The sequence below is a fragment of the Pseudomonas sp. 01L34 genome (genome assembly GCF_056400265.1).
In genome coordinates this window covers 90,548-116,886 of sequence record NZ_JBFTSX010000001.1, presented here as the reverse complement: position 1 = coordinate 116,886, position 26,339 = coordinate 90,548, and the positions used below count along the sequence as shown (strand labels likewise).

Below are 26,339 nucleotides of genomic sequence, written 5' to 3'. Positions count from 1 at the left end.
ATGAACGATCACAACAATAATATTCAGTTGGAAACCGCCATGACCACGACCACCATGACCATGATCCAGGCCCTGCGCTCGGCCATGGATGTGATGCTTGAGCGTGACGACAACGTCGTGGTGTTCGGCCAGGACGTCGGCTATTTCGGTGGTGTGTTCCGTTGCACCGAAGGCCTGCAGACCAAGTACGGCACCTCCCGCGTATTCGATGCGCCGATCTCCGAAAGCGGCATCGTCGGCGTCGCCGTGGGCATGGGTGCTTACGGTTTGCGGCCGGTGGCCGAGATCCAGTTCGCCGACTATGTGTACCCGGCGTCGGACCAGATCATTTCCGAAGCGGCGCGCTTGCGTTATCGCTCGGCCGGCGAGTTCACCGCGCCGATGACCCTGCGCATGCCCTGCGGCGGCGGCATCTATGGCGGCCAGACTCACAGCCAGAGCATCGAGGCGATGTTCACCCAAGTCTGCGGCTTGCGCACCGTCATGCCATCCAACCCTTACGACGCTAAAGGCCTGCTGATCGCCTCCATCGAAAACGATGACCCGGTGATCTTCCTCGAGCCAAAACGCCTGTACAACGGCCCGTTCGACGGTCACCACGAGCGCCCGGTGACCCCATGGTCGAAGCACCCGGCCGCGCAAGTGCCGGACGGTTACTACACCGTGCCGCTGGATGTTGCCGCCATCACCCGTCCGGGCAAGGACGTGACCATCCTGACCTACGGCACCACGGTTTATGTGTCGCAAGTCGCCGCTGAAGAAACCGGCATCGACGCCGAAGTCATCGACCTGCGCAGCCTATGGCCGCTGGACCTGGAAACCATCGTCAAGTCGGTGAAGAAAACCGGACGCTGCGTAGTTGTTCACGAAGCGACCCGTACCTGCGGATTCGGCGCCGAGCTGGTCGCGCTGGTGCAAGAGCATTGCTTCCACTACCTGGAAGCGCCAATCGAGCGCGTGACCGGTTGGGACACCCCCTACCCGCACGCGCAAGAGTGGGCGTATTTCCCTGGTCCGTCCCGTGTGGGCGCGGCTTTGCATCGGGTTATGGAGGTCTGAATGGGCACGCACGTTATTAAAATGCCGGACATTGGCGAAGGCATTGCAGAAGTTGAATTGTCTCAGTGGCACGTCAAGGTCGGCGACATGGTCGTCGAAGATCAGGTGCTGGCCGATGTCATGACCGACAAGGCGATGGTCGACATCCCCTCGCCGGTGAACGGCAAGGTGATTGCACTGGGTGGACAGCCGGGCGAAGTCATGGCGGTCGGCAGCGTGCTGATCAGCATTGAAGTCGAAGGCGCGGGTAACGTTAAGGAATCGACTGCGCCAGCGGCTGTTGTTAAAGAAGCACCTGTGGCGGCGCCGAAAGTTGAAGCCGTCGTAGAAAGCACACCGGCTTCAGCGGCCCCGCGTCCGGCTGCCGCTTGCCAAGGACCGATGGTCGCCCGCGAAGCCGACGAACGTCCGCTGGCCTCCCCGGCCGTGCGCAAGCATGCGCTGGACCTTGGCATTCAACTGCGCCTGGTGCGTGGCAGCGGCCCTGCCGGGCGGATTCTGCACGAAGACCTCGAAGCTTATCTGGCTCAGGGTCAGTCGAACGCATCGACGGCCACCGCCGCTTACGCCCAGCGCAACGACGAACAGCAAATCCCGGTGATCGGCATGCGCCGCAAGATCGCCCAGCGTATGCAGGACGCCACCCAGCGTGCCGCCCACTTCAGTTACGTCGAAGAAATCGACGTCACCGCCGTCGAAGAGCTGCGTGCGCACCTGAACGAAAAACACGGCGCGACCCGTGGCAAGCTGACCTTGCTGCCGTTCCTGGTGCGCGCCCTGGTCGTGGCCCTGCGCGACTTCCCGCAGATCAACGCCCGTTACGACGACGAGGCCCAGGTCATCACCCGCCTCGGCGCGGTGCATGTGGGCGTCGCCACGCAAGCCGACATCGGTTTGATGGTGCCGGTGGTGCGTCACGCCGAAGCCCGCAGTCTGTGGGACAACGCCGCGGAAATCTCCCGCCTGGCAACTGCCGCACGCACTGGCAAGGCCAGCCGCGATGAGCTGTCCGGCTCGACCATCACCCTGACCAGCCTCGGCGCCCTGGGCGGCATCGTCAGCACGCCGGTGCTTAACCTGCCGGAGGTGGCGATCGTCGGCGTGAACAAAATCGTCGAGCGACCAATGGTGATCAAAGGCCAGATCGTGATCCGCAAGATGATGAACCTCTCCAGCTCCTTCGATCACCGCGTAGTCGATGGCATGGACGCGGCGCAATTCATCCAGGCCGTTCGTGGCTTGCTCGAACAACCCGCAACGCTGTTTGTGGAGTAAGGAATGCAACAGACTCTAAATACTACGCTGCTAATCATCGGCGGCGGCCCTGGCGGCTATGTGACGGCGATCCGTGCCGGTCAATTGGGCATTTCGACCATTCTGGTGGAAGGCCAATCGTTGGGCGGCACCTGCCTGAACATCGGCTGCATTCCGTCCAAGGCGTTGATCCACGTCGCCGAACAGTTCCACCAGACACAGCACCACAGCCAGTACTCGGCGCTGGGCATCAACGTATCGGCGCCGACCCTGGACATCGGCAAAAGCGTCGAGTGGAAGGACGGCATCGTTGATCGCCTGACCACTGGCGTCTCGGCGCTATTAAAGAAACACAAGGTCCAGGTCATTCACGGCTGGGCGAAAGTGATCGACGGTAAAACCGTTGAAGTCGGCGACACGCGGATTCAGTGCGAGCACCTGGTGCTGGCCACCGGTTCGACAAGCGTCAACCTGCCGATGCTGCCGATTGGCGGGCCGATCATCTCCTCCACTGAAGCCCTGGCGCCGAAAAGCGTGCCGAAACGGCTGGTTGTGGTCGGTGGCGGTTACATCGGTCTGGAGCTGGGGATTGCTTATCGCAAGCTCGGCGCCGAGGTCAGCGTAGTCGAGGCGCAGGATCGTATTCTGCCGGCCTACGATGCCGAACTGACCCATCCGGTGCACGAAGCACTCAAACAACTCGATGTGAAGCTTTACTTGAAGCACAGCGTTGAAGGCTTTGATTCACAAAGAAATTCCCTGCAAGTTCGCGACCCGAACGGCGACATCCTGAATCTTGCAACCGATCAGGTGCTGGTGGCCGCCGGTCGCAAACCCAACACCCAGGGCTGGAACCTCGAAACCTTGAACCTGGACATGAACGGTTCGGCGATCAAGATCGACAACCGTTGCCAGACCAGCATGCGCAACGTCTACGCCATCGGCGACCTCAGCGGCGAACCGATGCTCGCCCACCGGGCCATGGCCCAGGGCGAGATGGTTGCCGAACTGATCAGCGGCAAACACCGCGAATTCAACCCGACCGCCATTGCCGCCGTGTGTTTCACCGACCCGGAACTGGTGGTGGTCGGCAAAACCCCGGACGAGGCCAAGGCTGCGGGGCTGGACTGCATCGTGTCCAGCTTCCCGTTCGCCGCCAATGGCCGGGCGATGACACTGGAGTCCAAAAGTGGCTTCGTTCGGGTCGTGGCGCGGCGTGACAATCATCTGATTGTTGGCTGGCAGGCGGTGGGTGTGGGTGTTTCGGAGTTGTCGACGGCGTTCGGCCAAAGCCTGGAAATGGGCGCGCGGCTGGAAGACATCGCCGGCACCATCCACGCGCATCCGACGCTTGGTGAGGCGGTGCAGGAAGCGGCGCTGCGTGCGTTGGGGCACGCGCTGCATCTGTAACCGCTCAACTGTGGCGAGGGAGCTTGCTCCCGCTGGGCTGCGAAGCGGCCCCAACCGCGTCACTGCGATCTGCCTGATGCACCGCAGTGTCCGGTTTTACCAGTGCTGCGCACCGGAACGGGAGCAAGCTCCCTCGCCACAGGGTTTCGAATGATGAAAGATCGGCGACAAGTTTCATGAGCTGGCTAAGAAATCTGCCAATCACCCGATAGTCCGGGCTGCGATTTAGGCCCGGAATGAAGTATTGTTGTCCCCATCCAGAAAAATGTCAGAAGCCTTGAACCGTTTCGACGGTTGTTAAGTGATAGAGGGTGTCATGGGTAACGAAAGCATCAATTGGGACAAGCTGGGTTTTGACTACATCAAGACAGACAAGCGCTATCTGTCGCACTGGCGTAATGGCGAGTGGGACAAAGGCACCCTGACCGAAGACAACGTGCTGCACATCAGCGAAGGCTCGACTGCCCTTCACTATGGCCAGCAGTGCTTCGAAGGCCTGAAGGCCTACCGTTGCAAGGACGGTTCGATCAACCTGTTCCGCCCGGACCAGAACGCCGCCCGCATGCAACGCAGCTGCGCGCGCCTGCTGATGCCGCAAGTGTCCACCGAACAGTTCATCGAAGCGTGCAAGGACGTGGTCCGCGCCAACGAGCGTTTCATTCCGCCTTACGGCACCGGCGGCGCGCTGTACCTGCGTCCGTTCGTGATCGGCGTGGGTGACAACATCGGCGTGCGTACCGCACCCGAGTTCATCTTCTCGATCTTCTGCATCCCGGTCGGCGCCTACTTCAAGGGCGGCCTGACCCCACACAACTTCCAGATCTCCAGCTACGACCGTGCCGCTCCACAAGGCACCGGCGCGGCCAAGGTCGGTGGCAACTACGCCGCCAGCCTGATGCCAGGCTCCCAGGCCAAGAAGGCGCACTTCGCCGACGCCATCTACCTGGACCCGATGACCCACACCAAAATCGAAGAAGTCGGCTCGGCCAACTTCTTCGGGATCACCCACGACAACAAGTTCGTCACCCCGAATTCCCCTTCGGTGTTGCCGGGCATCACCCGTCTGTCGTTGATCGAACTGGCCAAGACCCGTCTGGGCCTGGAAGTGGTTGAAGGTGACGTGTTCATCGACAAGCTGTCCGACTTCAAGGAAGCCGGTGCTTGCGGTACTGCCGCGGTGATCACCCCGATCGGCGGCATCAGCTACAACGACAAGCTGCACGTGTTCCACAGCGAAACCGAAGTCGGCCCGGTCACCCAGAAGCTCTACAAAGAGCTGACCGGTGTACAGACCGGCGACATCGAAGCGCCAGCGGGCTGGATCGTCAAGGTTTGATCTGACGCCACAGTCCGTTTGAACACAAAAGCCCGGCCATCACATTGAAGGCCGGGCTTTTTTTCGCCCGCGTTTCGTGCAAAACGCCACTAGACTTGCCACGTGCAACCGCCATCAACAGGTGCCACCACAACCATGGATAAATTCTGGCGAAAGTATCTGGCCTTGCTGGAAACCGACTTCACCACGCAGGTGTTCGACAACATCAAGAACCTGCTGGTGTGCGCCCTGCTATTCGCGGCGGGCACCAACGCGTTGCACGGCGGTCATCAGCTGTTCATGGGAATGCTCGCCTCAAACCTCGCCGGCTGGGGGTTGATTGCAATATCAGCACTGTTGATGCTGCTCAGTGTCAGCGACGGCTTGCGCCGGCTGTCCAGGTTGCCGTATCACACGGCGTTCCAGATCATCCTGGGTCTGGTTTACCTGGTGCTGGCGGTGCGGGTGGTGGAGATCGTCTGGGATTTCAGAGCCTAGCGGTCACGGCACGAGGTGTCTGCCAACTCAGCTCATCCTGAGCAATCCGGGCAAATAACCACTCCACAAAGATCCGCGTGTGAGCCGTCACGTCCGGCGCAACACCGTAGTAATAACGCGGCAACGGCATGCGCAACTCGGGTAACGGGCAGATCAGGCGTCCGCTCGAGATATGGCTGCCCAGCAAAGAGGTCGGGCACAGGGCAATGCCCTGTCCATCCACTGCGGCCTGAAGCACCAGGTGCATGTGATCAAACTGCCGGGTGACCTGAGTGGCTGACTGGCTTTGACCAAAGTGCATGGCCCAATTGTGCCAGTCTTCGCGACGGGCCTTGGCGGTCAGTAACGTATGCCGACTCAGGGACGTGAGGTCTTCAAGTGGCAGGCGCTCGATCAGCGCAGGGGCCGCGACCAGCAACAGTTCGTCTTCGAACAGCGCTCGCGCCTCAATCGCCGGTGCCCAATCGTCACGACCACGGCGAATGACGATATCGAACCCGTCGCGTGTCTGATCGGGTGCCTGGGTCTGGGTGATCACCTGCGGTTTGATGCCGGGGTGCCGCGCAACGAAATCCGCCAGCCTGGGCGTCAGCCAAAGCATGGCGAAGGACGGACGCACATTGATCTTCACCGTAGGCAGCGAGGCATGCTGCTTGAGCGCAGTGGCGGCATTGGCGATCTGCGACAGCCCGGCGCTGACCTGCTCATAAAAGCGCTGGCCGGCCGGCGTCAGCACCGATTGACGGATACGTCGCTCGAACAGCAGCACCCCCAGGTATTCCTCGAGCAATTTGATATGCCGGCTGACGGCACTGTGGCTGACATGCAGCTCTTCGGCCGCCAGGCTGAAGCTCTGATGACGAGCAGCAACGGCGAAGGCGCGAACAGCATTAAGAGGCGGTAATGGATTGATCATGCGTCTAATTTAGTCACCTATGCGCTGTAATTAAAGCGTTTGTCACGCCCTCCTCGCCACGCCAATCTGCCAGCACGCAGCCAATGCCACCTGACGGAGCAAGCCATGACCAGTTACGGACTCTTTGTACTCTTCGCCACCCTGACCATTTTGAGCCCGGGACCTGGTGTGGTCCTGACCCTGTCCAACGCGGTGCGCCACGGTTGGAGGGGGGCCGTGCCGGGCATTCTGGGAATTGCGTCGGGGGCGTTTGTGGTCGCTGCCATCAGCGCCACCAGTGTTGGCCTGATACTCAGCACCTCGGCGAACGCCTTTATCGCATTGAAATACGCAGGAGCCGCCTATTTGTTGTACCTGGGCTACAAAAGCTGGCGCTCGGATCGTTTCAGCACGCTGCTTGAAACGCGCCCTTCAAGCCCGGGTTATCGCTTCCTTGAAGCGGCTTCGATGCAGCTTCTGAACCCCAAGGCGGTGTTTTTCTTTTTGGCGGTGTTCCCGCAATTCATCGACACTTCGGCGCACTTCTACAGCCAGTTCATCAAGCTGGTCGCCTCCTACGGCGTACTGGTGATCCTGGTGCATGGCAGCTATGCCTTGCTCGCCAATGCCGCCAAAGGCTGGTTGTCGAGCCCGAAAGGTTCCTGGCTGACCGCAAAAGTTTCGGGCGTGACCTTCGCCGGTTTTGGCGTGCTCATGGCCTCGGCCAGTCGCTAAGTCGCAGGACTGGCGATCGCGCGGCGCCTGTTCCCGGTGGACGTGAGTGGCGCTGTCATTCCCTGAATCGGCAGTTCAACGGCGAACCGGTGACCGAGTTCCTTTCGCCCCACCGCCGTCAACGCCAACGCCCGACTGTCCAGATCCTGCGTCACCCATTGGCGTTTGATCGCCGTTTGCAGCAACGCCGCGCCCAAGGCACCGCCCAGGTGCGGCCGACGCATGCTCCAGTCCAGGCACGGGCAGGCAAAGCGGCGGCGCAAAGTGCCGAGGTCTTTGACGTCGATGCCCAATCCTTCGAACAACGCTTCACCACTGTCGCTCAATCGATAAGCCTGCTCATCGGTTTGCAGCAACCACCCCGCGTCGATCATCCGGTCATGCAGCACCACTGCCAACGTGCCGGCCATGTGGTCGTAGCAGGTGCGGGCGAATTGCAGGCGGTCCGGGGTGCGCGGGTTGAACGTCGGCACGGCGTTCTGGCCGATCACCATCAGTGCTTCGAGTGCCTGGGCCACGCGTTTGTCCGCGAGGCTGTAATAGCGATGGCGGCCCTGAACGTGCAAACGCACCAGCGCCAGTTCCTTGAGCTTGGCCAGGTGTGCGCTGGCGGTCGAGGCGCTGACTTCGGCAACCGCCGCCAGCTCGGTGCTGGTGCGGGCATGGCCGTCCATCAGCGAGCAGAGGATTTTCGTCCGCGCAGGCTCTGCAATCGCTGCGGCCACTTGAGAGACGCCAACGTCATGTTGTTCTGCGTTCATATTTCGCTCCCGGACGAATCAAGGCCCTTTCGGACTGGTGATAGTAGCAACACTTTTCAACCATCGATAAGGCTGCGACCCATGGACCCGATCATCGCTGCGACTCACGCCGATCCTTACCCCTACTATGCGCAACTGCGTGCCGAGGGTGGATTGGTTTTTCATCAGGGACTGAAACTGTGGGTGGCCAGCAGCGCCCGAGCGGTTGCTGCCGTGCTGGCGCATCCGGATTGCCATGTGCGGCCGGCGCATGAGCCGGTGCCCAAGGCAATTGCTCAAGGCATGGCCGGCAAGGTGTTCGGTCAGTTGATGCGGATGAGCGAGGGTGAGCGGCAGCGTTGCCCGAGGGCGGCGATTGAGCCGGGGCTGGCGCTGATTGATGTGAATGAAGTCAACTCACTGGTCAGTGCTCGGTTGATTACCCCTGGAGCCGATGGGTTGTACGCGGCGATGTTTCGCGGGCCGGTCTGTGTAGTGGCGGCGTTGCTGGGCTTTTCTCCGGCTCAGGGCCGGGCCATTAGCGAGCTGACCGCTGACTTCGTCGCCTGCCTGTCACCCCTCAGCGACCAGGCCCAACTGGACGCTGCCCATGTTGCGGCAGAACAGCTGAAGGGATATTTCATCGAGCTTCTGGCTGATCCGAACAATCGAAGCACCCTGCTCGCCGGTATCCGGCAGCGCTTCGCCACCTCAACCGACCCGCAAACCTTGATCGCCAACCTGATTGGCCTGTTCTCCCAGACCTACGAAGCCACCGCCGGGCTGATCGGCAATGCGCTACTGGCGTTGAGCCGAAACCCGCAGATCGACTCGACTCAAGTCAACGACCTGATCGCCGAAGTGCAGCGCTTCGATCCTCCGGTGCAGAACACCCGCCGCTTCGTCGCCGCACCGTGCGAAATCGACGGCGTGAACCTGAACCCCGGCGACGTCATTCTGGTGCTGCTGGCCTCGGCCAATCGTGATCCGCTGCTCAATGACGATCCCGATACATTCCTGCTCGAACGCCCAAACCGCCGCAGCTTCACCTTCGGCGCCGGCCGTCATCAATGCCCAGGGCAGGTGCTGGCCTTGAGCATTGCCCGCGCGACGTTGGTTGATATCCTGGCGATGAAACCTGTTTTGGGCCGGTTGACCTGGCACTACCGCGCCTCTCTGAACGGGCGCATTCCTTTGTTTACTGATCTGCCGAACGCCTGACAGAGCGTGTCATCGTTCATCGCGAGCAGGCTCGCTTGCACGCATCGCAACACAGTACTTGAGGTTCAGCAGTCAGCATATTGGGCAAACTGACCGTGAACCGGGCGCTGGACAACATCGATCCACGGAAACAGCGGCTGAATTGTGGCGAGGGAGCTTGCTCCCGCTCGGGTGCGCAGCAGCCGCAAAACTGGCGAGTGGAGATTCCCTGAAACGCCGCATGCACAGGTTTCAGGGTCGCTGCGCAACCCAACGGGGGCAAGCCCCCTCGCCACAGCAAGCCCCTCGCCACAGATAGCAAAAACCCCGCTCTCTCCTCTCAGAAACAGCGGGGTTGATCATTTCAATTCACTCGCCCATCAATCATCCCGCGTCAGCACTTCCAGCAATTCAATCTCGAAAATCAGATTCGAATTCGGCGTAATCGCCCCCATCGAGCGCTCGCCATAGCCCAGGTGCGCCGGCACCAGCAGTTTGCGTTTACCGCCGACCTGCATGCCCATGATTCCCTGGTCCCAGCCCTTGATCACCCGCCCGGTGCCAATCACGCACTGGAAAGGTTTGCCCCGGCTATAGGAAGAATCGAATTCGGTGCCGTCTTCCAGCCACCCGCGATATTGGGTAGTGATCAGCGCGCCTTTGACGGCAGCTTTGCCGTCGCCCACTTCAAGGTCGATTACCTGCAACTCATCATTCATTACATTCACTCTATCTGTGCGCTTGCCCGAGCGGGCTTGATGGGCGCCGTTTTCCCAGAAATGCAGGCCATTGGCAACCGTTTCGCTCTGTATCCGGCAGTGGTCGTGAACTAATATACCCGCCACCTCCCCCACGGTTCGATACGCCATGAGCGCAATTCCTCAATGAGTCAGCTCTGGACCGACGTCACCATCGGCTCGCTGACCCTTGCCCTGATCGTCGCGCTGATTTGGCGCGATCGTTCGTTGCAAAAGCAGTTGGCCGAGTGCCGTGCGCTGATCGATAGCCTCACCGAGGGACAAAGTATCCACCAGGAAGGCGACGCCGAGCGCTTCAAACGCAGCCAATACTTCGCCCGCATCGGCACCTGGGACTGGGAGGTTGATACCGACAAGCTCTATTGGTCGGATGCAATCTACGGGATGTTCGGGTTCAAGATCGGCGAGGTGACGCCCTCCTACGCCCTGTTCTGTTCCTGTGTGCACCCGGACGACCGGGTCAAGGTCCGCGCCGGTGAATTGCGTTGCCTGGAAACCGGCGAAAACCACGACGAGGAATACCGCGTGGTCTGGCCGGACGGCAGCATCCGCTGGCTGCGGGAGACCGGCAATGTGGTCAAGAATGAGCATGACGCAACGATCAAGATGATGGGCGTGGTCCGCGACATCACCGAAGAAAAAGCCTCCGCCAGTTATCTGCAGCACCTGGCCCATTACGACCCGCTGACCGGCCTGCCCAATCGCCTGGTGCTCGAAGAGCGCCTGTCCGCTGCCCTGGAACACGCCCGCCTTAGCGCCACGCGGGTGGCGCTGGTGTTTGTCGACCTCAATGGGTTCAAGGCGATCAACGACCACTACGGCCATGCGGCCGGCGACCGCGTGCTGATCACCACCGCGACACGCCTGAAGAGAATCCTGCGCTCAACCGACACCGTTGCCCGGATCGGCGGCGACGAGTTCGTGGTCATCCTCCAAGGACTTCCCCAAGGCAACAGCCTGCAAGACGAAGCCCGCAGCATCTGCCAGAAAATCTTCATCGAACTCGCACCGCCAGTGACCATCGGCAACGACCAGCGCCACATCGGCAGCAGTCTCGGCGTGGCGGTGTTCCCGGACCATGCGCCGAGCATGGACCGGTTGATTCACATTGCCGATCTGGCGATGTATGAGGCCAAGCGCAGTGGGAATAATCAGTATCGGTTGGGGAACATCAGCCCAATACGCGTTCACAGCGAATAGCCTTGGGCAAACGCCGCGTCTCTGGGTCGGCAGCATTGATCCGCTTCATGCATCAATACATACCAACTATGCAATTAACATATCGATGTCCCTGCTCCACTATCCACCCTAATAAGAACCGTGCACCGCGTCCAGGCAGTGCACGTCATAAAAGCGGTGGAGTACACGTCAATGACAGCATCAATCCATTCCGGTCGCTCCCGGACCAGTGCGATTTTCCGAGTGACCTCGGGCAACTTCCTCGAGCAATTCGATTTCTTCCTTTTCGGCTTCTATGCCACGCAGATCGCTGCCGTATTTTTCCCTGCCAGCAGCGAGTTTGCGTCCCTGATGATGACGTTCGCGGTGTTCGGCGCGGGCTTCCTGATGCGTCCGTTGGGCGCCGTGATACTGGGCGCTTACATCGATGATGTGGGGCGCCGCAAAGGGCTGATCGTCACCCTGTCGATCATGGCCAGCGGTACGATTCTGATTGTGCTGGTGCCCGGATACGAAACCATCGGGCTGTTCGCCCCGGCCATCGTGCTGATCGGCCGATTGCTGCAAGGCTTCTCGGCCGGTGCGGAACTGGGCGGTGTATCGGTGTACCTCGCGGAGATCGCCACTCCTGGCAACAAAGGTTTCTTCACCAGTTGGCAATCAGCGAGCCAGCAAGTGGCGATCATCGTCGCGGCGGCTTTGGGCTATGGTCTGAACCAATGGATGGCGCCGACGATGATTGCCGATTGGGGATGGCGGATTCCATTTTTCGTCGGCTGCATGATCGTGCCTTTCATCTTCTTCCTGCGCCGTAACCTGGAAGAAACCGAAGAGTTCGCCGCCCGTAAACACCGGCCAAGCATGGGTGACGTGTTCCGCACCCTGGGACAGAACTGGGTCATCGTGTTCGCCGGGATGATGATGGTCGCCCTGACCACTACCGCGTTCTATCTGATCACCGTGTACGCGCCGACCTTCGGCAAAACCGTGCTGCACCTCAATACCTCCGATGCGCTGTTGGTGACCTTGCTGGTGGGCGTTTCGAATTTTTTCTGGTTGCCGATTGGCGGCGCGCTTTCAGATCGCATCGGTCGTCGCCCGGTACTGATCGCTATGGCGTTGCTGACGTTGGCCACGGCCTACCCAGCGCTGACCTATCTGGTGCAAGCACCGAGTTTCATCAACATGCTGTTGGTGCTGCTGTGGCTGTCGTTCATTTATGGCTTGTACAACGGCGCAATGATCGCCGCACTGACGGAAATCATGCCGGTCGAGGTTCGGGTCGCAGGTTTCTCTTTGGCTTATAGCCTGGCGACGGCGGTGTTCGGCGGTTTCACACCGGCCATATCGACCTTCCTGATCCAGTACACCGGCGATAAGGCCGCACCCGGTTACTGGATGAGTTTCGCCGCGTTCTGTGCCCTGTGCGCGACGCTGTTTCTCTATCGCCGTGCCTCTGGCCGCCTGCAACCGGCCGTGTCGTGAACCACCCAACCTCTAACTGCGAGAGCTATTTGATGAAAAGGTTTTTCAACTTTACCGCCCTGGCCCTGGTGGCCAGTCTCGGTCTGAGTTCGATCGCCCAGGCTGAAGAAATCCGTGTAATGACCTCCGGTGGTTTCACGGCGGCCTACAAAATCCTCGGTCCGAAATTCGCCGAGTCTAGCGGCAACACCCTGGACACCGCCCTCGGTCCATCCATGGGAAAGGCCCCGGAAGCGATTCCCAATCGTCTGGCCCGCGGTGAGAAAGCCGACGTGGTCATCATGGTCGGCTATGCCCTCGACGACCTGATCAAGCAAGGCAAAGTCGATCCCGCTTCACGGGTCGAACTGGCGGATTCGCGGATCGGCATGGTGGTGCGTGAAGGTGCGCCGAAGCCGGACATCAGCTCGGTGGAAGGCCTGAAAAAAACCTTGCTCGACGCCAAGTCAGTCGCCTACTCCGACAGTGCCAGCGGCGTGTATATCGAGGATCAACTGTTCAAGCGTCTGGGCATCGAAAACCAGCTCAAACCCAAATCGAAGATGATCCCGAAAATCCCGGTGGGCTCGGTGGTTGCCACCGGCGATTATCAACTGGGCTTCCAGCAGGTCAGCGAATTGCTACCGGTGCCTGGGGTGAGTTTTGTGGCGAAAATTCCGGAATCGGTGCAATCGGTCACCCGTTTCGCCGCCGGTATTCCGGTCAATGCGCAACACCCGGCCGAGGCCAAGGCGCTGCTTGAGTACCTGGCCTCCAGCGCAGCCCAGCCGGACGTAAAAGCGACGGGGCTGGACTCAGTCAGCCACTGACCGAAGGTTGCTGGACTTTCATTTCCACTACAAGACGCTCCAACGCCAATGCCGCCGGGGTTAACGTACGACCCCGGCGCTTGATCAACCCGACATTGCGCATCACCTGCGGATCGGTCAACGGTACCCGCGTCAGAATCGGGTGGTCCGCCGCCGGCATCGCCATCAACGGCACGGCAGCCACGCCCAACCCGGCCTCCACCAGACCGATCATGGTCGTCACATGACGGGTTTCGCAGATGCTCGGCCGCTGTGGCACCACGCCAGCCAGCGCTTGATCCAGCAAAAAGCGATTGCCCGAAGTCTTGTCCAGCGAGATGTAATCCTGCTGATAAAACTCATCCCATGTCACGCTGCTGCGTCCTGCAAGGGGGTGATCTCGTCTGCACGCCACCACATAACCTTCCTGCACCAGCGGCTCGAATTCGACTTCGGCCTCCAGGGTGCCCATGAAGCTCAGGCCAAAGTCCGCTTCACCGTTGACCACGGCACTCAATACCTCGTGAGCACTGGAGTCGAGCACCTTGACCTTGATCCGTGGAAATTGCCGATGGTAGTGGGCGATCACACGCGGCATGAAGTAGTACGCCGCCGACGGCACACAGGCGACGGTGACATGCCCGAGCCGGGTCGAGGCGACTTCGCTGATGCCCAGTAGCGCCACGTCCAGGTCATCCAGCAGGCGTTCGACGCTGGGCATGAAACCACGCCCGGCCTGAGTCAGGCTGACCCGGCGAGTCGTGCGTTCGAACAATTTCACGCCCAGAGCGTCTTCGAGCTTTTCGATCCGCCGGCTGAGGGCTGGTTGGGAGATGCGTACGGTGTCCGCAGCCTTGCGAAAGCTGCCCTGCTCAACCACGGCGCGAAAGGCTTGCAGATCGTTAAGGTCGAAGTTGATGGTCATGGTGCGCACTCGGGAACGAACAGATTGATCAGCTTATCCTATGAATGTCACTAATTGATGCTAAATGTAACGACATCTTGGGTGCCTGCAAAATTGCCATCGCGAGGCCCAAACATTTTCGTTCATGGCTGACGCATCCGGCTCCAGCCTTTATCCTTATCGCCCCCGCCGTATCGAGTTTTTGGAGTTTCACATGCCCCATGAAGGCAACCTGTTACAAGCCGCTGTCGTCTTTTTGTTCGCGGCGGTGCTCGCCGTTCCCTTGGCCAAGCGCCTGCAATTGGGGGCGGTGCTCGGCTATCTGTTTGCCGGGGTGATCATCGGGCCGTCGGTGCTGGGTTTGATCGGTAATCCACAAAGCGTCAGCCACATCTCCGAACTCGGGGTGGTGTTGTTGCTGTTCATCATCGGCCTCGAGCTGTCGCCGCGACGTTTGTGGGTGATGCGCAAATCGGTGTTCGGCGTGGGCCTGGCACAGGTGCTGCTGACCGGTTCGGTGATTGGTGTGCTGGCGTTGTTCGTGTTCGGCCAGTCCCTGAACAGCGCCATCGTGTTGGGCCTCGGCCTGGCGTTGTCGTCCACCGCGTTTGGCTTGCAAAGCCTGGCCGAGCGCAAGGAACTGACCAGCCCCCATGGGCGGTTGGCGTTCGCGATTTTGCTGTTCCAGGACATCGCCGCGATCCCTTTGATCGCGATGGTGCCGTTGCTGGCCGGCAGTGATCACACCAGCAGCGCGGCCGAAGATTTGAACCATGGCTTGCGGGTGCTGGGCAGCATCGCGGTGGTGGTGATCGGCGGGCGTTATCTGTTGCGCCCGGTGTTTCGCGCGGTGGCCAAGACCGGTCTGCCGGAGGTGTCCACCGCCACCGCATTGCTGGTGGTGATCGGTACGGCGTGGCTGATGGACCTGGTGGGCGTGTCCATGGCACTCGGCGCGTTCCTCGCCGGCCTGCTGCTGGCGGACTCCGAATACCGTCACGAACTGGAAGCGCAGATCGAACCGTTCAAGGGCCTGCTGCTGGGGCTGTTTTTCATCAGCGTCGGCATGGGTGCCAACTTGAGTCTGCTGCTCAGTGCGCCGGTTGTGGTGCTGGGGCTGACCCTGCTGCTGATCGCCATCAAGCTGCCGCTACTGTTTGTGGTCGGTCGACTGGCCGGAGGGTTGGGCAAGGTTAATGCGATTCGTCTGGGGATCGTGCTGGCGGCCGGTGGTGAGTTTGCCTTCGTGGTGTTCAAGATCGGTCGGGACCAGGGCTTGTTCGAGCCGCGCCTGTACGACTTGCTGGTGCTGACCATCACCCTGTCGATGGCGCTGACGCCGCTGTTGCTGCTCGCCTGCGCACGCCTGGTCAAACCCAAGGTGCAACCGGTGGAGGTGCCGCAGAAGTTCCGCGAAATCGACGCCGACACGCCCCGCGTGGTCATCGCGGGCATGGGCCGTATGGGTCAGATCGTGGCGCGGATTCTGCGGGCGCAGAACATCAAGTTCATCGCCCTCGACACCTCGGTGGAAACCATCGAACTGTCCCGCAGCTTCGGCGGCGTGCCGGTGTTCTACGGCGACCCGATGCGCCCGGAAATCCTCAGCGCGGCCAAGGTCGAGCAAGCGGAGTTCTTTGTGATCGCCACCGATGATCCGGACACCAACATCAAGACGGCCGAGGTGGTGCACAAGCTGTATCCGCACATCAAAATCATCGCCCGTGCCCGTAACCGTCAGCATGTGCACCGGTTGGTGGATGTCGGGGCGCAGGCGGTGCGGGAAACCTATTACTCCAGCCTGGAAATGACCCGGCGCACCCTGGTTGGACTGGGGCTGACCCAAGCCCAGGCGGATGCGCGGATCAAGCGCTTTACCCATCACGACGAACAGGTGCTGGAGGCTCAGCACGCGGTGTATGACGATGCGGCCAAGGTGATGCAGACGGCGCAGGAAGCGCGGGCGGAACTGGCGAAGTTGTTTGAATCGGATCAGCTGGAAGAGCAAGCGGGCAAGGTTTGAGGTGACAGTGATGACTTCATCGCGAGCAAGCTCGCGATGAACGATAACGCAGTGTTCGAGGCAGCCCGAACGTCCAGGGAAACTTATCGCTGACGCTCGTTGACACCCGCACCAAAGCCCTTGGGCAGCATGCGCGTGAGCGTGTTGTCGCGAACCCAGTAGTGATGGACCAACCCCGCCGCCGCGTGCAAACCGATCAGCCAGTAACCGGCACTGCCGAGCCACTCATGCCAATGCTTGAATTGCTTGGCCAGCACGGGATCAACCGCCACCGGCGCCGGCAGGAAGAAATCGAAATACGGCATTGGCTTGCCGCCGGCGGCCAGCATCAACCAGGCCAATAGCGGGGTTGCAATCATCAGCACATACAGCGCCAGGTGCATGAGGTGCGAGACGCCGGTCTGCCAGGTTGACAGAGCCGGGGTAATCGGTGGCCGGGGGGTGAGGCGCCCGAGCAGGCGGACCCAGACCAACGCAAAAATGCTCAATCCGAATAAGCCGTGAAGCCCCAGAAAAAGACCCCTCAAATCACTTCCACGGGGCAGTAGCCCTTTGATCTCGATGCAGCCATAAACGCCGACGAACAGCGCCAACATCAGCCAGTGCAAGGTGATCGAGAGTTTTCCATACCGGTGTACTGCTGAATCTCGGGTCATACAGAGCCTCTTGAAGATCGGTGGCGGCTGCCGACTCATTTCGTGCAGCCTGGATCCGGTTTCGTCGAACCGACCGGCGCCACCCTGCCTGTCCAGTCTTAAGACAATCTGAAGATAACCTTCAGACTTCGTTAAGAATCGCCTTTGATACTCCCCCCAAACTGACTCGGGGAGGCGTTCTTGCCCATGCACGATTTTGACTGGAACATTCCTCTGCCCCTGCACTTCGGTCAAGCCGAATCCTCGCAGATGAGTCTGGCCAGGGCCTTGCCGGACGATACCCAGCGACCCGTCTTCGAAGCTTTTATCCAGCAGCGTTTTCGCAAGGCCCATGGCGCCGATATCCGCCATTTCATGCCACAACTGTTCGGCCTGAGCGATGAGTCCGACACGCTGTGTGCGGTGGCCGGCTTACGACTGGCCAGTGCCGAACCCTTATTTCTGGAGCGTTACCTGGACGAGGCGATCGATCCGCTGATCAGCGCCGCTGCCGGCCAACCGGTGGACCGGGCCGGGATTGTCGAGGTCGGTAACCTCGCAGCCAGCGATACCGGTAGCGCGCGGCTGAGCATCGTCGCCATCACCTATCTGTTGGCCATGGGCGGGCTGGAATGGGTGGCGTTCACCGGCAACATCGGGCTGGTAAACAGTTTTCATCGCCTGGGTTTGAAGCCGGTGACGCTCTGCGCCGCCGATCCCGAGCGGTTGGGCGACGACCGTCACCACTGGGGCAGTTATTACGAGAGCCAGCCATGGGTGCATGTCGGCAACATCCGCGCCGGTTTCATTCATCTGCGCAACATCGGCCTGTTCAATCGCCTGGGGCTGCCAACCTCCCTTGAGGAGTCCAGCCATGTCGCCTGAAATGGAGCGTTTCAAACAAACCCTGCGCCATCACGCCGAACACAAAGGCAACGCCGTCGCCCTGTGGGGCGATCAGTTGAAACTCGACTACGCCAAGCTGTACGCCGAGGTCACGGATCGCCAACAGCGTCTTCGTGATGAGCACGTCAAAGTGGTCGCGCTGGCTCTGGACAACGGTACCGAGGCGATGCTCTGGGACCTGGCCATCCTGTTCGAAGGCCTGACCTGCCTGACGTTGCCGCCCTTCTTCAGCCCGGCACAACGCATTCATTGCCTGCAACAGAGCCAGGCCGAACGGGTGATTGCCGAGCCGGAACTGGACGCCGAACTGCAAGGGACCGGCTATGAACACACAGGCGAATTCTGGCGTCGTTCCTTCAGCGGCCCGAACCTCATCCCCGAAGGCACCGCCAAACTCACCTTCACTTCCGGCACCACCGGCACACCCAAAGGTGTATGCCTGAGCGCCGAAAGCCTTTTGCGAGTGGCCCGTGAACTGGATCAGGCGAGCAAGCCCACCCATCCGCGACATCACTTGGCACTGCTGCCCCTGGCGATCCTGCTGGAAAACCTCGGCTGTTATGCTGCGCTGTATGCCGGCGCGACCCTCAGCGTGCCGAGCCAGAAAACCCTGGGCATTCAGGGGGCCAGCGGTGTCGATGTGCCGCGCTTGTTGGGGTGTCTGGCCTCCCGCGCGCCCGAGAGCTTGATCCTGGTGCCACAGTTGCTGCTGATGCTGGTCAGCGCCGCCGAGCAAAAAGCGTTCAACCCCCAATCGTTGCGTTTTGCCGCCTTGGGCGGTGCGCGGGTTTCCGAAGAACTGCTGCATCGTGCCCAACGCATCGGCATGCCGGTGTATGAAGGTTACGGGTTGTCAGAATGTGCGTCGGTGGTGTGCCTCAATCGCCCCAGAGCACACCGCCCCGGCAGCGTCGGCCGGCCCCTGCCCCATGTAGAAATTCGCCTGGCCGACGACGGCGAAGTGCTGGTCAAGGGCTCGACCCTGCTCGGCTATCTGGGGCAAGCGCCCTACCACGATGAATGGTGGCCGACCGGCGATCTCGGCGAGTTCGACCCGGAAGGCTTTCTCTACCTCAACGGGCGCAAGAAACATCAGTTCATCACCAGTTTCGGCCGCAACGTCAACCCGGAATGGGTCGAGGCCGAACTCACCCAGCGTCGCCACATCGCCCAGGCGTTCGTCTACGGCGAAGCGATGCCGAGCAACTACGCCCTGCTCTGGCCCCATCGACCGGACTGCACCGATGAAGAGCTGGCCACCGCCGTGGCCCAGGCCAATGAGGCCTTGCCCGATTACGCCCAGGTTCATCACTGGACCCGTCTCGATCAACCCTTCACCCCCGCCAACGGCCTGCTGACCGCCAATGGCCGACCGCGCCGCGATGCCATTGTCGAGCGTTACCGGGCGCTGCTCACTGAATCCGTTTTCCCCGAGGTATCTGCACCATGAGTTTTTTCGACACGCTGCAAGAAGCCACCTATCAAGAACGCCACGAGCTGTTCAATCTGCCGATCATCCGCGATGCCCTTGAGGGCAACGTGAGCCTGGACAGCTACCGCGCCTTCCTCACCCAGGCCTACTATCACGTGCGCCATACCGTGCCGTTGATGATGGCGTGCGGCGCACGTCTGCCGCAGCGTCTGGAATGGCTGCGCAAAGCGGTGTGCGAGTACATCGAGGACGAATACGGCCACGAACAGTGGGTGCTCGACGACATCGCAGCCTGTGGCGGCGACAAAGACGCCGTGCGTGATGGTCGTCCATCGCTGCCGATCGAGTTGATGGTCAGCTTTCTTTACGACTTGATTGCCCGGGACAACCCGGTGGGCCTGTTCGGCATGGTCAACGTGCTGGAAGGCACCAGCATCGCCCTGGCCACCCACGCGGCCGGCAGCATCCGTGAACGCCTGGCGCTGCCGGAAAGCGCCTTCAGCTACCTCAGTTCCCACGGCTCACTGGATATCGAACACATGCAGACCTACCGCCGCTTGATGAACCTGCTCGAAGACCCGGCCGACCAGGCTGCGGTGATTCATGCCTCGAAGGTCGTGTACACGCTCTACACCGACATGTTCCGTGGCCTGCCGCGCGATGGGGAGAATCTGCATGCGCCCGTCTGAGGCTCGCGTGGTATTGACCGGTGCCAGCGGCGGCATCGGCCTGGCCATCGCTGGCACCCTGTGTGCCAGTGGTGCACACGTATTGGCCGTGGCCCGGCATCGAGAGTCGCTGGAGCCCTTGCTCGAGCGCTACCCGGAGCAGTTGCGCTGGGTCGGGGCGGACCTGACCCTGCCCGACGACCGGCGCAAAGTGCTGGCGGCGGCCGAGGCCATCGGCGGCATCAACCTGCTGATCAATGCCGCGGGCGTCAATCACTTCGCCATGCTCGAACAGCTCGATGACAGCGAGATCAACGCCATGCTCGCGGTGAACGTCGGCGCGCCGATCAGCCTGACCAAGTTATTGCTGCCGCTGCTCAAGCAGGCCGAGAGTGCCATGGTGGTGAACGTCGGTTCGACCTACGGCTCCATCGGCTACCCCGGTTACGCCAGCTATTGCGCCACCAAGTTTGCCCTGCGCGGTTTCTCCGAAGCCCTGCGCCGGGAACTGGCCGATACCCGGATCAACGTGCTCTATGTCGCTCCCCGGGCAACCCATACCAGCATGAACAGCGCGGCGGCCCAAGCGCTGAACGATGCGCTCAAAGCCAATGTCGACGACCCGCAGACCGTTGCCTCGGCGGTCATCCACGCCATTGCCGGTGACCGTCGCGACTTGTACCTGGGCTGGCCGGAACGCTTTTTCGTGCGCCTGAACAGTCTGTTGCCGCATCTGGTGGACCGTGGCTTGCGCAAGCAATTGCCGCTGATCCGTCGCCTGAGTCAGAAGACCGATAAGGAGAGCCTCAAACCATGAAGAAAATCCTCACCTGCTTGTTGCTCGCCGTGCTGAGCCAAAGCGTCTGGGCGCTGGACGCCGCCGATCAGCAGCGCCTCAATGCAATTCAACAAAGCTGGGCGCACATCCAGTACGAATTGCCCGCCGAGCAGCGCAGCGCCGCCTTCGAAAAACTCGCAGCCCAGGCTTCCTCGTTCACCCGGGAGCGCCAATCCCTGGCCGAAGCGTGGATCTGGTCCGGCATCGTCACCAGCAGTTGGGCCGGCGCCCAGGGTGGCCTCGGCGCCCTGAGCAAGGCCAAGGCCGCCAAAGTCGATCTGGAAAAAGCCCTGGCCATCGATCCCAAGGCCCTGCAAGGCTCGGCCTACACCAGCCTCGCGGCGCTGTATGATCGGGTGCCCGGCTGGCCTATCGGTTTCGGCGACGCCGACAAGGCCGAAAAACTGTTGAAGCAGGCCTTGGACCTGAACCCGACCGGCATCGACAGCCTGTACTTCTGGGGCGATCACCTTTACCGTCAAAAGCGCTATGGTGAAGCTCGGGACGCACTGCAAAAAGCCCTGCACGCCGCGCCCCGTCCTGGCCGGGAAAGCGCCGACGCCGGGCGTCGCAAAGAGATCGAAGCATTACTGGGTGATGTGAACAAGAAACTCGACTGACAGGAGTCCCGTGTGCGCTTATTACTGATCGAGGACGACGTAGCCCTTGGCGAGGGCATTCATCAGGCCCTGGGCCGTGAGGGTTACACCGTCGACTGGCTGCAGGACGGCAGCAACGCCTTGCATTCACTGCTCAGCGAAACCTTCGATGTGGCCGTGCTCGACCTCGGCCTGCCGCGCATGGACGGTCTGGAAGTGCTGCGCCGCTTGCGTGACAGCGGCTCGAACCTGCCGGTGCTGATCCTCACCTCCCGGGATGCCACTGAAGACCGCATCGCCGGGCTGGATGCCGGCGCCGACGATTACCTGGTTAAACCCTTCGACCTGGCCGAACTCAAGGCTCGCCTGCGAGCCTTGTTGCGCCGCAGTGCCGGTCGCGCGCAAGTGCTGATCGAACACGCCGGCATCTGCCTGAACCCCGGCACCCAGCAAGTCAGCTATCAGGGCGAACCGGTGGCGCTGACGCCCAAGGAATATCAACTGCTCCATGAATTGCTCTCGCCTCCGGGCCGGGTCATGACCCGCGATCACCTGATGCAACTGCTTTACGGCTGGAACGAAGAAGCCGAAAGCAACACCCTGGAAGTGCACATCCATCACTTGCGCAAGAAGTTCTCCACCGACCTGATCCGCACCATTCGTGGAGTGGGTTATCTGGTGGAGGAGCGTCGATGAGTTCGATCCGGCGTCGTACCCTGACGCTGATCATCGGCCTGATGCTGACGGGGTTGGCAATCCTCAGCGTGTTCAACCTGCACGACAGCAATCACGAAATCGCCGAAGTCTACGACGCCCAACTGGCGCAGAACGCCCGGCTGCTGCAGGGTGTGATGCGCATGCCGCTGGCCAGCCATGAACACGCCGAACTGTATCAAGCGTTCAACAAGGCCTTGAGTGAAGCGGTGCCGGGCGTCGATGGTCACCCCTATGAAGGCAAAATTGCCTTTCAGGTGTGGAATAGCAAAGGCGAAGTGCTGGTGCACACCGCCAGCGCCCCCTCCTTCACCGTGCCGCCGACGACACATGGTTTCAGCGATGTGGTGGATTTGAGCAGCCGTCATTGGCGGGTGTTCGTGCTCGAAGACAAAGAGAATGACCTGCGCATCTGGGTCGGTGAACGGGACGACGTGCGTGCAGACCTGGTCGACCGGATCGTGCGTCACACCCTGTGGCCCAATGTGCTGGGCAGCCTGATGCTGGCGGCCATGGTCTGGCTGGCCATTGGCTGGGGGCTCAAACCCCTGGCCGATATGGCGGCAACGTTGCGGGCACGGCACAGCGGTTCTCTGGAGCCGTTGCAACTGACCCCGTTGCCTAGCGAACTGGAACCGATGCAAGCGGCGCTCAATCGGATGCTCGCGCAAATTCAAGAGGTGCTTGGCCGTGAGCGGCGCTTCATCGCCGACGCCGCCCACGAATTACGTACGCCACTGGCCGTGTTGCGGGTGCATGCGCAAAACCTGCTGGAAGCCGGCACGGAACAGGAGCGTCGTGAGTCCCTGGCGTTTCTGATTGCCGGGGTCGACCGCGCCAGCCGTCTGGTCAATCAATTGCTGACCATGGCGCGTCTCGAACCCAAGGCCGTGGTGCCGGTGCTGCACAGCATCGACCTGAGTGAAACCGTGCGCGCCAGCCTGGCCCAGCTCACACCCTGGTTACTGAGCAGGAACCTGGAACTGGCTTTCGACGCCGAGGACCGGCCTTTCAAAGTCCTCGCCGACGCCGGCACCATCGACATCGCCCTGAACAACCTGGTCACCAACGCGGCGAATTTTTCGCCGGAGCATGGCGTCATCACCGTGCAATTGAGCCAGGATGACGGGTTCTACAACTTGAGCGTCCAGGACCAGGGACCGGGCATCGACGAAGCGGATCGCGCACGATTGTTCGAACGCTTTTACAGCCGTGGAAACACCGGCGGCGCGGGCCTGGGGCTGGCCATCGTCAATACCATCGCGACACGGCTGGGTGGGCGGATTACCTTGGTCAATCCGCCAGAAGGTGGGTTGCGGGCGACGCTGTCCATTCCTGTTGACCAGCACCATTGAACACTCTGTGGCGAGGGAGCTTGCTCCCGCTGGGCTACGTAGCGGCCCCAAAATCTGAACAATCGCCGATTTTTGTGAGTGCTACGCACTCAAGCGGGAGCAAGCTCCCTCGCCACAGGTTTCTCACTGACTCAAGATTCCATTACCCGAGCGAGGCTAGCCCGCGAAGAACGATAACGCGGTATGCCAGACCTGACGCCTTCGCAGGCAAGTCGGATCGCCGCACCGCTCGTTCCTACAAAGGAATGGAGCCTCGCAGCAGAGCCTGCTCACGCTCACACAACTCCACCACGTAATCCCACAACACCCGCAGCCGCACCGATTTGTGCAGCTCGCGCCGCGTACTGATCCAATAACTGCGCTGGATGCTTTCGTCCGGCAGCAACGGCACCAGTTCAGGATCGGCGCTGGCCATGTAGCACGGCAGCACGGCGATCCCCAGGCCCGAGCGTGCGGCCTGTTGTTGGGCGATGACGCTGGTGCTGTGAAACACCACCTGGGGGTTACGGCAGAAGCTGTTGAGGAACATCAGTTCCTGGCTGAACAGCAAATCATCGACGTAGCCGATCCACGCGTGGCGGCCGAGGTCTTCGCGGCTGCGCAGCGGTGGCGAGCGGTCCAGATAGGCCTGGCTGGCGTAGAGCGCCAGTCGATAGTCGGTGAGTTTGCGGGTGACCAGCATATCGGCGGCCGGGCGTTCCAGGTGAATGCTGATCTCTGCTTCACGGTTGAGGATGCTGACGAAGCGCGGCACCGCCACCAGTTCCACTTCCAGCCCCGGATAGCGTTCGAACAAGCCGTTCATGCGGCTGGCGAGGAACATGATGCCCAGCCCCTCCGTTACCCCGACGCGGATCTTGCCCAGCGGCGCGGTGGATTGGGTGATTTCTTCCTGGGCCAGCAACGCGACGTTTTCCATGGCCTCGGCATGCTTGAGCAGCGCTTCGCCAGCCGGGGTCAGTTCGTAGCCTTGGGCATGCTGGACGAACAGTGCGGTGCCGAGGCTTTTTTCGATGGCCTCGATGTGCCGGGCCACGGTGGCGTGGGTGGTGTTCAAGCGGCGGGCGGCGGTCAGCAAGCGGCCGCTGCGCTGCAATTCAAGAAAAAACCGCAGGTCATTCCAGTCGAACATGAACCATCCTTGACGTTATGCCGTTAACAACGCTGTTTAAAAACGCACAGCAGCTGCGCAAAAACTAACATTCTTTTAACGAAAGCTAACAACTAGGATGACTGACAACAAGAACAACAATACGAGGTCAGGGATGCAGACTTCCCTTGATGAATACGATTACATCGTGGTCGGCGCCGGGCCGGCCGGGTGTTTGCTGGCCAATCGACTGTCAGCCAACCCGCAACACCGCGTGTTGCTGCTCGAAGCCGGCGGCCGCGACAACTATCCGTGGATTCACATCCCCGTGGGTTACCTGTTCTGCATCGGCAACCCGCGCACCGACTGGTGTTTCAAGACCGAGTCGCAACCGGGCCTGCAAGGCCGCGCCCTGAGCTACCCGCGCGGCAAGGTACTCGGCGGCTGTTCCTCGATCAACGGCATGATCTACATGCGCGGCCAGGCTGGCGACTACGATGGCTGGGCGGCCGAGGGTAATCCTGGGTGGGGCTGGCAAGACGTGCTGCCGCTGTTCAAACAGAGCGAAAACCATTTTGCCGGCGATTCGGAGTTTCACGGCGCCGCCGGCGAATGGCGGATCGAGCGGCAACGTCTGTCGTGGCCGATTCTCGATGCCTTCCGCACTGCTGCCGAACAAAGCGGCATTGCCAGCATCGATGACTTCAACCAGGGCGACAACGAAGGCTGCGGCTATTTCCAGGTCAACCAGAAAGCCGGGGTGCGCTGGAACGCGGCCAAGGCGTTTCTCAAACCGGTCCGCCACCGCACCAACCTCACGGTGCTGACTGATGTTGAAGTCGACCGCGTGCTGCTGGAAAACGGCCGTGCCTCGGCGATCAGCGCCCGTTGGCAAGATAAGGCGAAAACCTTCAAGGCGCGCAAGGAAATCATCCTGTGTGCCGGCTCCGTCGGTTCACCCGGCATCCTCCAGCGTTCCGGCATCGGCCCTCGCCCGCTGCTGCAACAACTCGGCATCGGCGTTGCCCATGAACTGCCCGGCGTGGGCGGCAACCTGCAGGATCACCTGCAACTGCGGCTGATCTACAAACTGGAAAACGCCCGTACCCTGAACCAGATCGCCGGCACGCTGTGGGGCAAGATGGGCATGGGCCTGCGTTATCTGTATGACCGCAGCGGCCCATTGTCCATGGCCCCAAGCCAACTCGGCGCCTTCGCCCGTTCGGGGCCGGAACAGACCTCGGCGAACCTCGAATACCACGTGCAACCCCTGTCGCTGGAGCGCTTTGGCGAACCGCTGCACGCCTTCCCCGCCTTCACCGCGTCGGTCTGCGATCTGCGCCCGCAAAGCCGTGGGCGCATAGACATTCGTTCCGCCGACCCGCGAGAAGCGCCGCTGATCCAGCCCAATTACCTGAGCCATCCCGAAGACTTGCGAGTGGCGGCCGACGCGATCCGCCTGACCCGCCGCATCGTTCGCGCCCCCGCCCTGCAAGCGTTCAAACCGGTGGAATACCTGCCCGGCGACAGCTTGCAGAGCGAAGAGCAATTGCACGAAGCCGCCGCCCGAATCGGCACCACCATTTTCCACCCGGTGGGCACCTGCCGGATGGGCAACGACGCGGACGCGGTAGTCGACGCTGAGCTGCGCGTTCATGGCATCCCCGGCCTGCGCATCGCCGACGCCTCGATCATGCCGCGCATCACCTCGGGCAACACCTGCTCGCCGACATTGATGATCGCCGAGAAAGCCGCGCAACTGATCCTCGAAACAACCGCAAGGAGTTTTGCCCCTGACGAAAAAGCACTGACCGCAGTCTCTTGAGCAAAGGAATAGCGGCACCCGCCCACAAGGCTGG

At 61.1% G+C, this 26,339-nt stretch carries 25 protein-coding genes; 19 read left to right on the top strand and 6 right to left on the bottom strand.

Features of this window, described 5'->3' with window-relative positions; all coding sequences use genetic code 11:
- The 5 genes from AC1DQM_RS00590 (at nt 1) to AC1DQM_RS00570 (ending at nt 5,536) form a co-directional block, all read left to right on the top strand.
- Complete coding sequence (locus AC1DQM_RS00590) at nt 1–1,059, top strand: alpha-ketoacid dehydrogenase subunit beta (protein WP_019648882.1); 1,059 nt, start codon at nt 1–3, stop codon at nt 1,057–1,059.
- Nucleotides 1,060–2,334 carry a dihydrolipoamide acetyltransferase family protein gene (locus tag AC1DQM_RS00585; RefSeq protein WP_477745649.1) on the top strand — a complete coding sequence of 425 codons (1,275 nt, stop codon included), beginning with the start codon at nt 1,060–1,062 and terminating at the stop codon, nt 2,332–2,334.
- Nucleotides 2,335–2,337: 3 nt separating this feature from the next.
- Nucleotides 2,338–3,723 (top strand): dihydrolipoyl dehydrogenase, encoded by a 1,386-nt coding sequence (lpdA, locus tag AC1DQM_RS00580; RefSeq protein WP_477745648.1) that lies wholly within the window; start codon nt 2,338–2,340, stop codon nt 3,721–3,723.
- Nucleotides 3,724–4,039: 316 nt separating this feature from the next.
- A complete protein-coding gene (locus tag AC1DQM_RS00575) occupies nt 4,040–5,059 on the top strand; it encodes a branched-chain amino acid aminotransferase (protein WP_018929727.1) in 1,020 nt (339 codons plus the stop codon).
- A gap of 135 nt (nt 5,060–5,194) precedes the next feature.
- The gene (locus AC1DQM_RS00570) at nt 5,195–5,536 is read left to right on the top strand and encodes a hypothetical protein (protein ID WP_138867763.1); all 342 of its coding nucleotides are present in this window, start codon (nt 5,195–5,197) and stop codon (nt 5,534–5,536) included.
- On the opposite strand, the gene AC1DQM_RS00565 is transcribed toward AC1DQM_RS00570, so the two are convergent.
- Complete coding sequence (locus AC1DQM_RS00565) at nt 5,526–6,452, bottom strand: LysR substrate-binding domain-containing protein (RefSeq protein ID WP_477745647.1); 927 nt, start codon at nt 6,450–6,452, stop codon at nt 5,526–5,528. The two genes, AC1DQM_RS00570 and AC1DQM_RS00565, sit on opposite strands and share 11 nt — an antisense overlap.
- 105 nt (nt 6,453–6,557) lie before the next feature.
- On the opposite strand from AC1DQM_RS00565, the gene AC1DQM_RS00560 reads away from it, so the two are divergent.
- Nucleotides 6,558–7,166, top strand: coding sequence for a LysE family translocator (locus tag AC1DQM_RS00560; RefSeq protein WP_477745646.1), 609 nt, complete (start codon nt 6,558–6,560; stop codon nt 7,164–7,166).
- Here the strand turns inward: AC1DQM_RS00560 and AC1DQM_RS00555 are convergent.
- Nucleotides 7,163–7,927, bottom strand: coding sequence for an ArsR/SmtB family transcription factor (locus AC1DQM_RS00555; protein WP_477745645.1), 765 nt, complete (start codon nt 7,925–7,927; stop codon nt 7,163–7,165). The two genes, AC1DQM_RS00560 and AC1DQM_RS00555, sit on opposite strands and share 4 nt — an antisense overlap.
- Before the next feature lie 81 nt (nt 7,928–8,008).
- Between AC1DQM_RS00555 and AC1DQM_RS00550 the strand changes: the two genes are divergently transcribed.
- Nucleotides 8,009–9,127: a cytochrome P450 gene (locus AC1DQM_RS00550; RefSeq protein ID WP_477745644.1), complete on the top strand. Its 1,119-nt coding sequence runs from the start codon at nt 8,009–8,011 to the stop codon at nt 9,125–9,127.
- A gap of 359 nt (nt 9,128–9,486) precedes the next feature.
- Here the strand turns inward: AC1DQM_RS00550 and AC1DQM_RS00545 are convergent, their stop codons facing one another.
- Complete coding sequence (locus AC1DQM_RS00545; RefSeq protein ID WP_033064132.1) at nt 9,487–9,825, bottom strand: FKBP-type peptidyl-prolyl cis-trans isomerase; 339 nt, start codon at nt 9,823–9,825, stop codon at nt 9,487–9,489.
- Between the two features lie 165 nt (nt 9,826–9,990).
- Between AC1DQM_RS00545 and AC1DQM_RS00540 the strand changes: the two genes are divergently transcribed.
- From AC1DQM_RS00540 to AC1DQM_RS00530, 3 genes are all read left to right on the top strand, one after another.
- On the top strand, nt 9,991–11,064 hold the full coding sequence (locus AC1DQM_RS00540) for a diguanylate cyclase domain-containing protein (protein WP_477742944.1): 1,074 nt from the start codon (nt 9,991–9,993) through the stop codon (nt 11,062–11,064).
- Between the two features lie 171 nt (nt 11,065–11,235).
- Nucleotides 11,236–12,528: an MFS transporter gene (tcuC, locus tag AC1DQM_RS00535; RefSeq protein ID WP_019579428.1), complete on the top strand. Its 1,293-nt coding sequence runs from the start codon at nt 11,236–11,238 to the stop codon at nt 12,526–12,528.
- Nucleotides 12,529–12,560: 32 nt separating this feature from the next.
- On the top strand, nt 12,561–13,337 hold the full coding sequence (locus AC1DQM_RS00530) for a substrate-binding domain-containing protein (RefSeq protein WP_018929737.1): 777 nt from the start codon (nt 12,561–12,563) through the stop codon (nt 13,335–13,337).
- Here the strand turns inward: AC1DQM_RS00530 and AC1DQM_RS00525 are convergent.
- The gene (locus AC1DQM_RS00525) at nt 13,327–14,241 is read right to left on the bottom strand and encodes a LysR family transcriptional regulator (RefSeq protein WP_018929738.1); all 915 of its coding nucleotides are present in this window, start codon (nt 14,239–14,241) and stop codon (nt 13,327–13,329) included. The two genes, AC1DQM_RS00530 and AC1DQM_RS00525, sit on opposite strands and share 11 nt — an antisense overlap.
- A 193-nt stretch (nt 14,242–14,434) precedes the next feature.
- Between AC1DQM_RS00525 and AC1DQM_RS00520 the strand changes: the two genes are divergently transcribed.
- Nucleotides 14,435–16,243, top strand: coding sequence for a monovalent cation:proton antiporter-2 (CPA2) family protein (locus AC1DQM_RS00520; RefSeq protein WP_477745643.1), 1,809 nt, complete (start codon nt 14,435–14,437; stop codon nt 16,241–16,243).
- An 83-nt stretch (nt 16,244–16,326) separates the two neighbouring features.
- Here AC1DQM_RS00520 and AC1DQM_RS00515 read toward each other — a convergent pair whose 3' ends face one another.
- The gene (locus AC1DQM_RS00515) at nt 16,327–16,899 is read right to left on the bottom strand and encodes a cytochrome b (protein ID WP_064618341.1); all 573 of its coding nucleotides are present in this window, start codon (nt 16,897–16,899) and stop codon (nt 16,327–16,329) included.
- Nucleotides 16,900–17,085: 186 nt separating this feature from the next.
- Between AC1DQM_RS00515 and AC1DQM_RS00510 the strand changes: the two genes are divergently transcribed.
- Genes AC1DQM_RS00510 through AC1DQM_RS00480 form a run of 7 tightly spaced genes read left to right on the top strand, consistent with a single transcriptional unit; the run spans nt 17,086 to nt 23,390 of the window.
- A complete protein-coding gene (locus AC1DQM_RS00510) occupies nt 17,086–17,763 on the top strand; it encodes a thermostable hemolysin (RefSeq protein ID WP_477745642.1) in 678 nt (225 codons plus the stop codon).
- Complete coding sequence (locus AC1DQM_RS00505; RefSeq protein WP_477745641.1) at nt 17,753–19,234, top strand: AMP-binding protein; 1,482 nt, start codon at nt 17,753–17,755, stop codon at nt 19,232–19,234. Before AC1DQM_RS00510 ends, AC1DQM_RS00505 begins: the two co-directional genes overlap by 11 nt.
- The gene (locus AC1DQM_RS00500; RefSeq protein ID WP_349747417.1) at nt 19,231–19,905 is read left to right on the top strand and encodes an iron-containing redox enzyme family protein; all 675 of its coding nucleotides are present in this window, start codon (nt 19,231–19,233) and stop codon (nt 19,903–19,905) included. The genes AC1DQM_RS00505 and AC1DQM_RS00500 overlap by 4 nt, the downstream gene beginning before the upstream one ends.
- Nucleotides 19,892–20,701: an SDR family oxidoreductase gene (locus tag AC1DQM_RS00495; protein ID WP_436275454.1), complete on the top strand. Its 810-nt coding sequence runs from the start codon at nt 19,892–19,894 to the stop codon at nt 20,699–20,701. The genes AC1DQM_RS00500 and AC1DQM_RS00495 overlap by 14 nt, the downstream gene beginning before the upstream one ends.
- A complete protein-coding gene (locus AC1DQM_RS00490) occupies nt 20,698–21,342 on the top strand; it encodes a tetratricopeptide repeat protein (RefSeq protein ID WP_477745640.1) in 645 nt (214 codons plus the stop codon). Before AC1DQM_RS00495 ends, AC1DQM_RS00490 begins: the two co-directional genes overlap by 4 nt.
- A gap of 12 nt (nt 21,343–21,354) precedes the next feature.
- Nucleotides 21,355–22,017 carry a response regulator gene (locus AC1DQM_RS00485; protein ID WP_018929746.1) on the top strand — a complete coding sequence of 221 codons (663 nt, stop codon included), beginning with the start codon at nt 21,355–21,357 and terminating at the stop codon, nt 22,015–22,017.
- Complete coding sequence (locus AC1DQM_RS00480; protein WP_477745639.1) at nt 22,014–23,390, top strand: sensor histidine kinase; 1,377 nt, start codon at nt 22,014–22,016, stop codon at nt 23,388–23,390. Before AC1DQM_RS00485 ends, AC1DQM_RS00480 begins: the two co-directional genes overlap by 4 nt.
- A 235-nt stretch (nt 23,391–23,625) precedes the next feature.
- Here AC1DQM_RS00480 and AC1DQM_RS00475 read toward each other — a convergent pair whose 3' ends face one another.
- On the bottom strand, nt 23,626–24,522 hold the full coding sequence (locus tag AC1DQM_RS00475) for a LysR family transcriptional regulator (protein WP_018929748.1): 897 nt from the start codon (nt 24,520–24,522) through the stop codon (nt 23,626–23,628).
- A 133-nt stretch (nt 24,523–24,655) separates the two neighbouring features.
- Between AC1DQM_RS00475 and AC1DQM_RS00470 the strand changes: the two genes are divergently transcribed.
- The gene (locus tag AC1DQM_RS00470) at nt 24,656–26,305 is read left to right on the top strand and encodes a GMC family oxidoreductase (protein WP_064618346.1); all 1,650 of its coding nucleotides are present in this window, start codon (nt 24,656–24,658) and stop codon (nt 26,303–26,305) included.
- Nucleotides 26,306–26,339 lie beyond the last annotated feature (34 nt).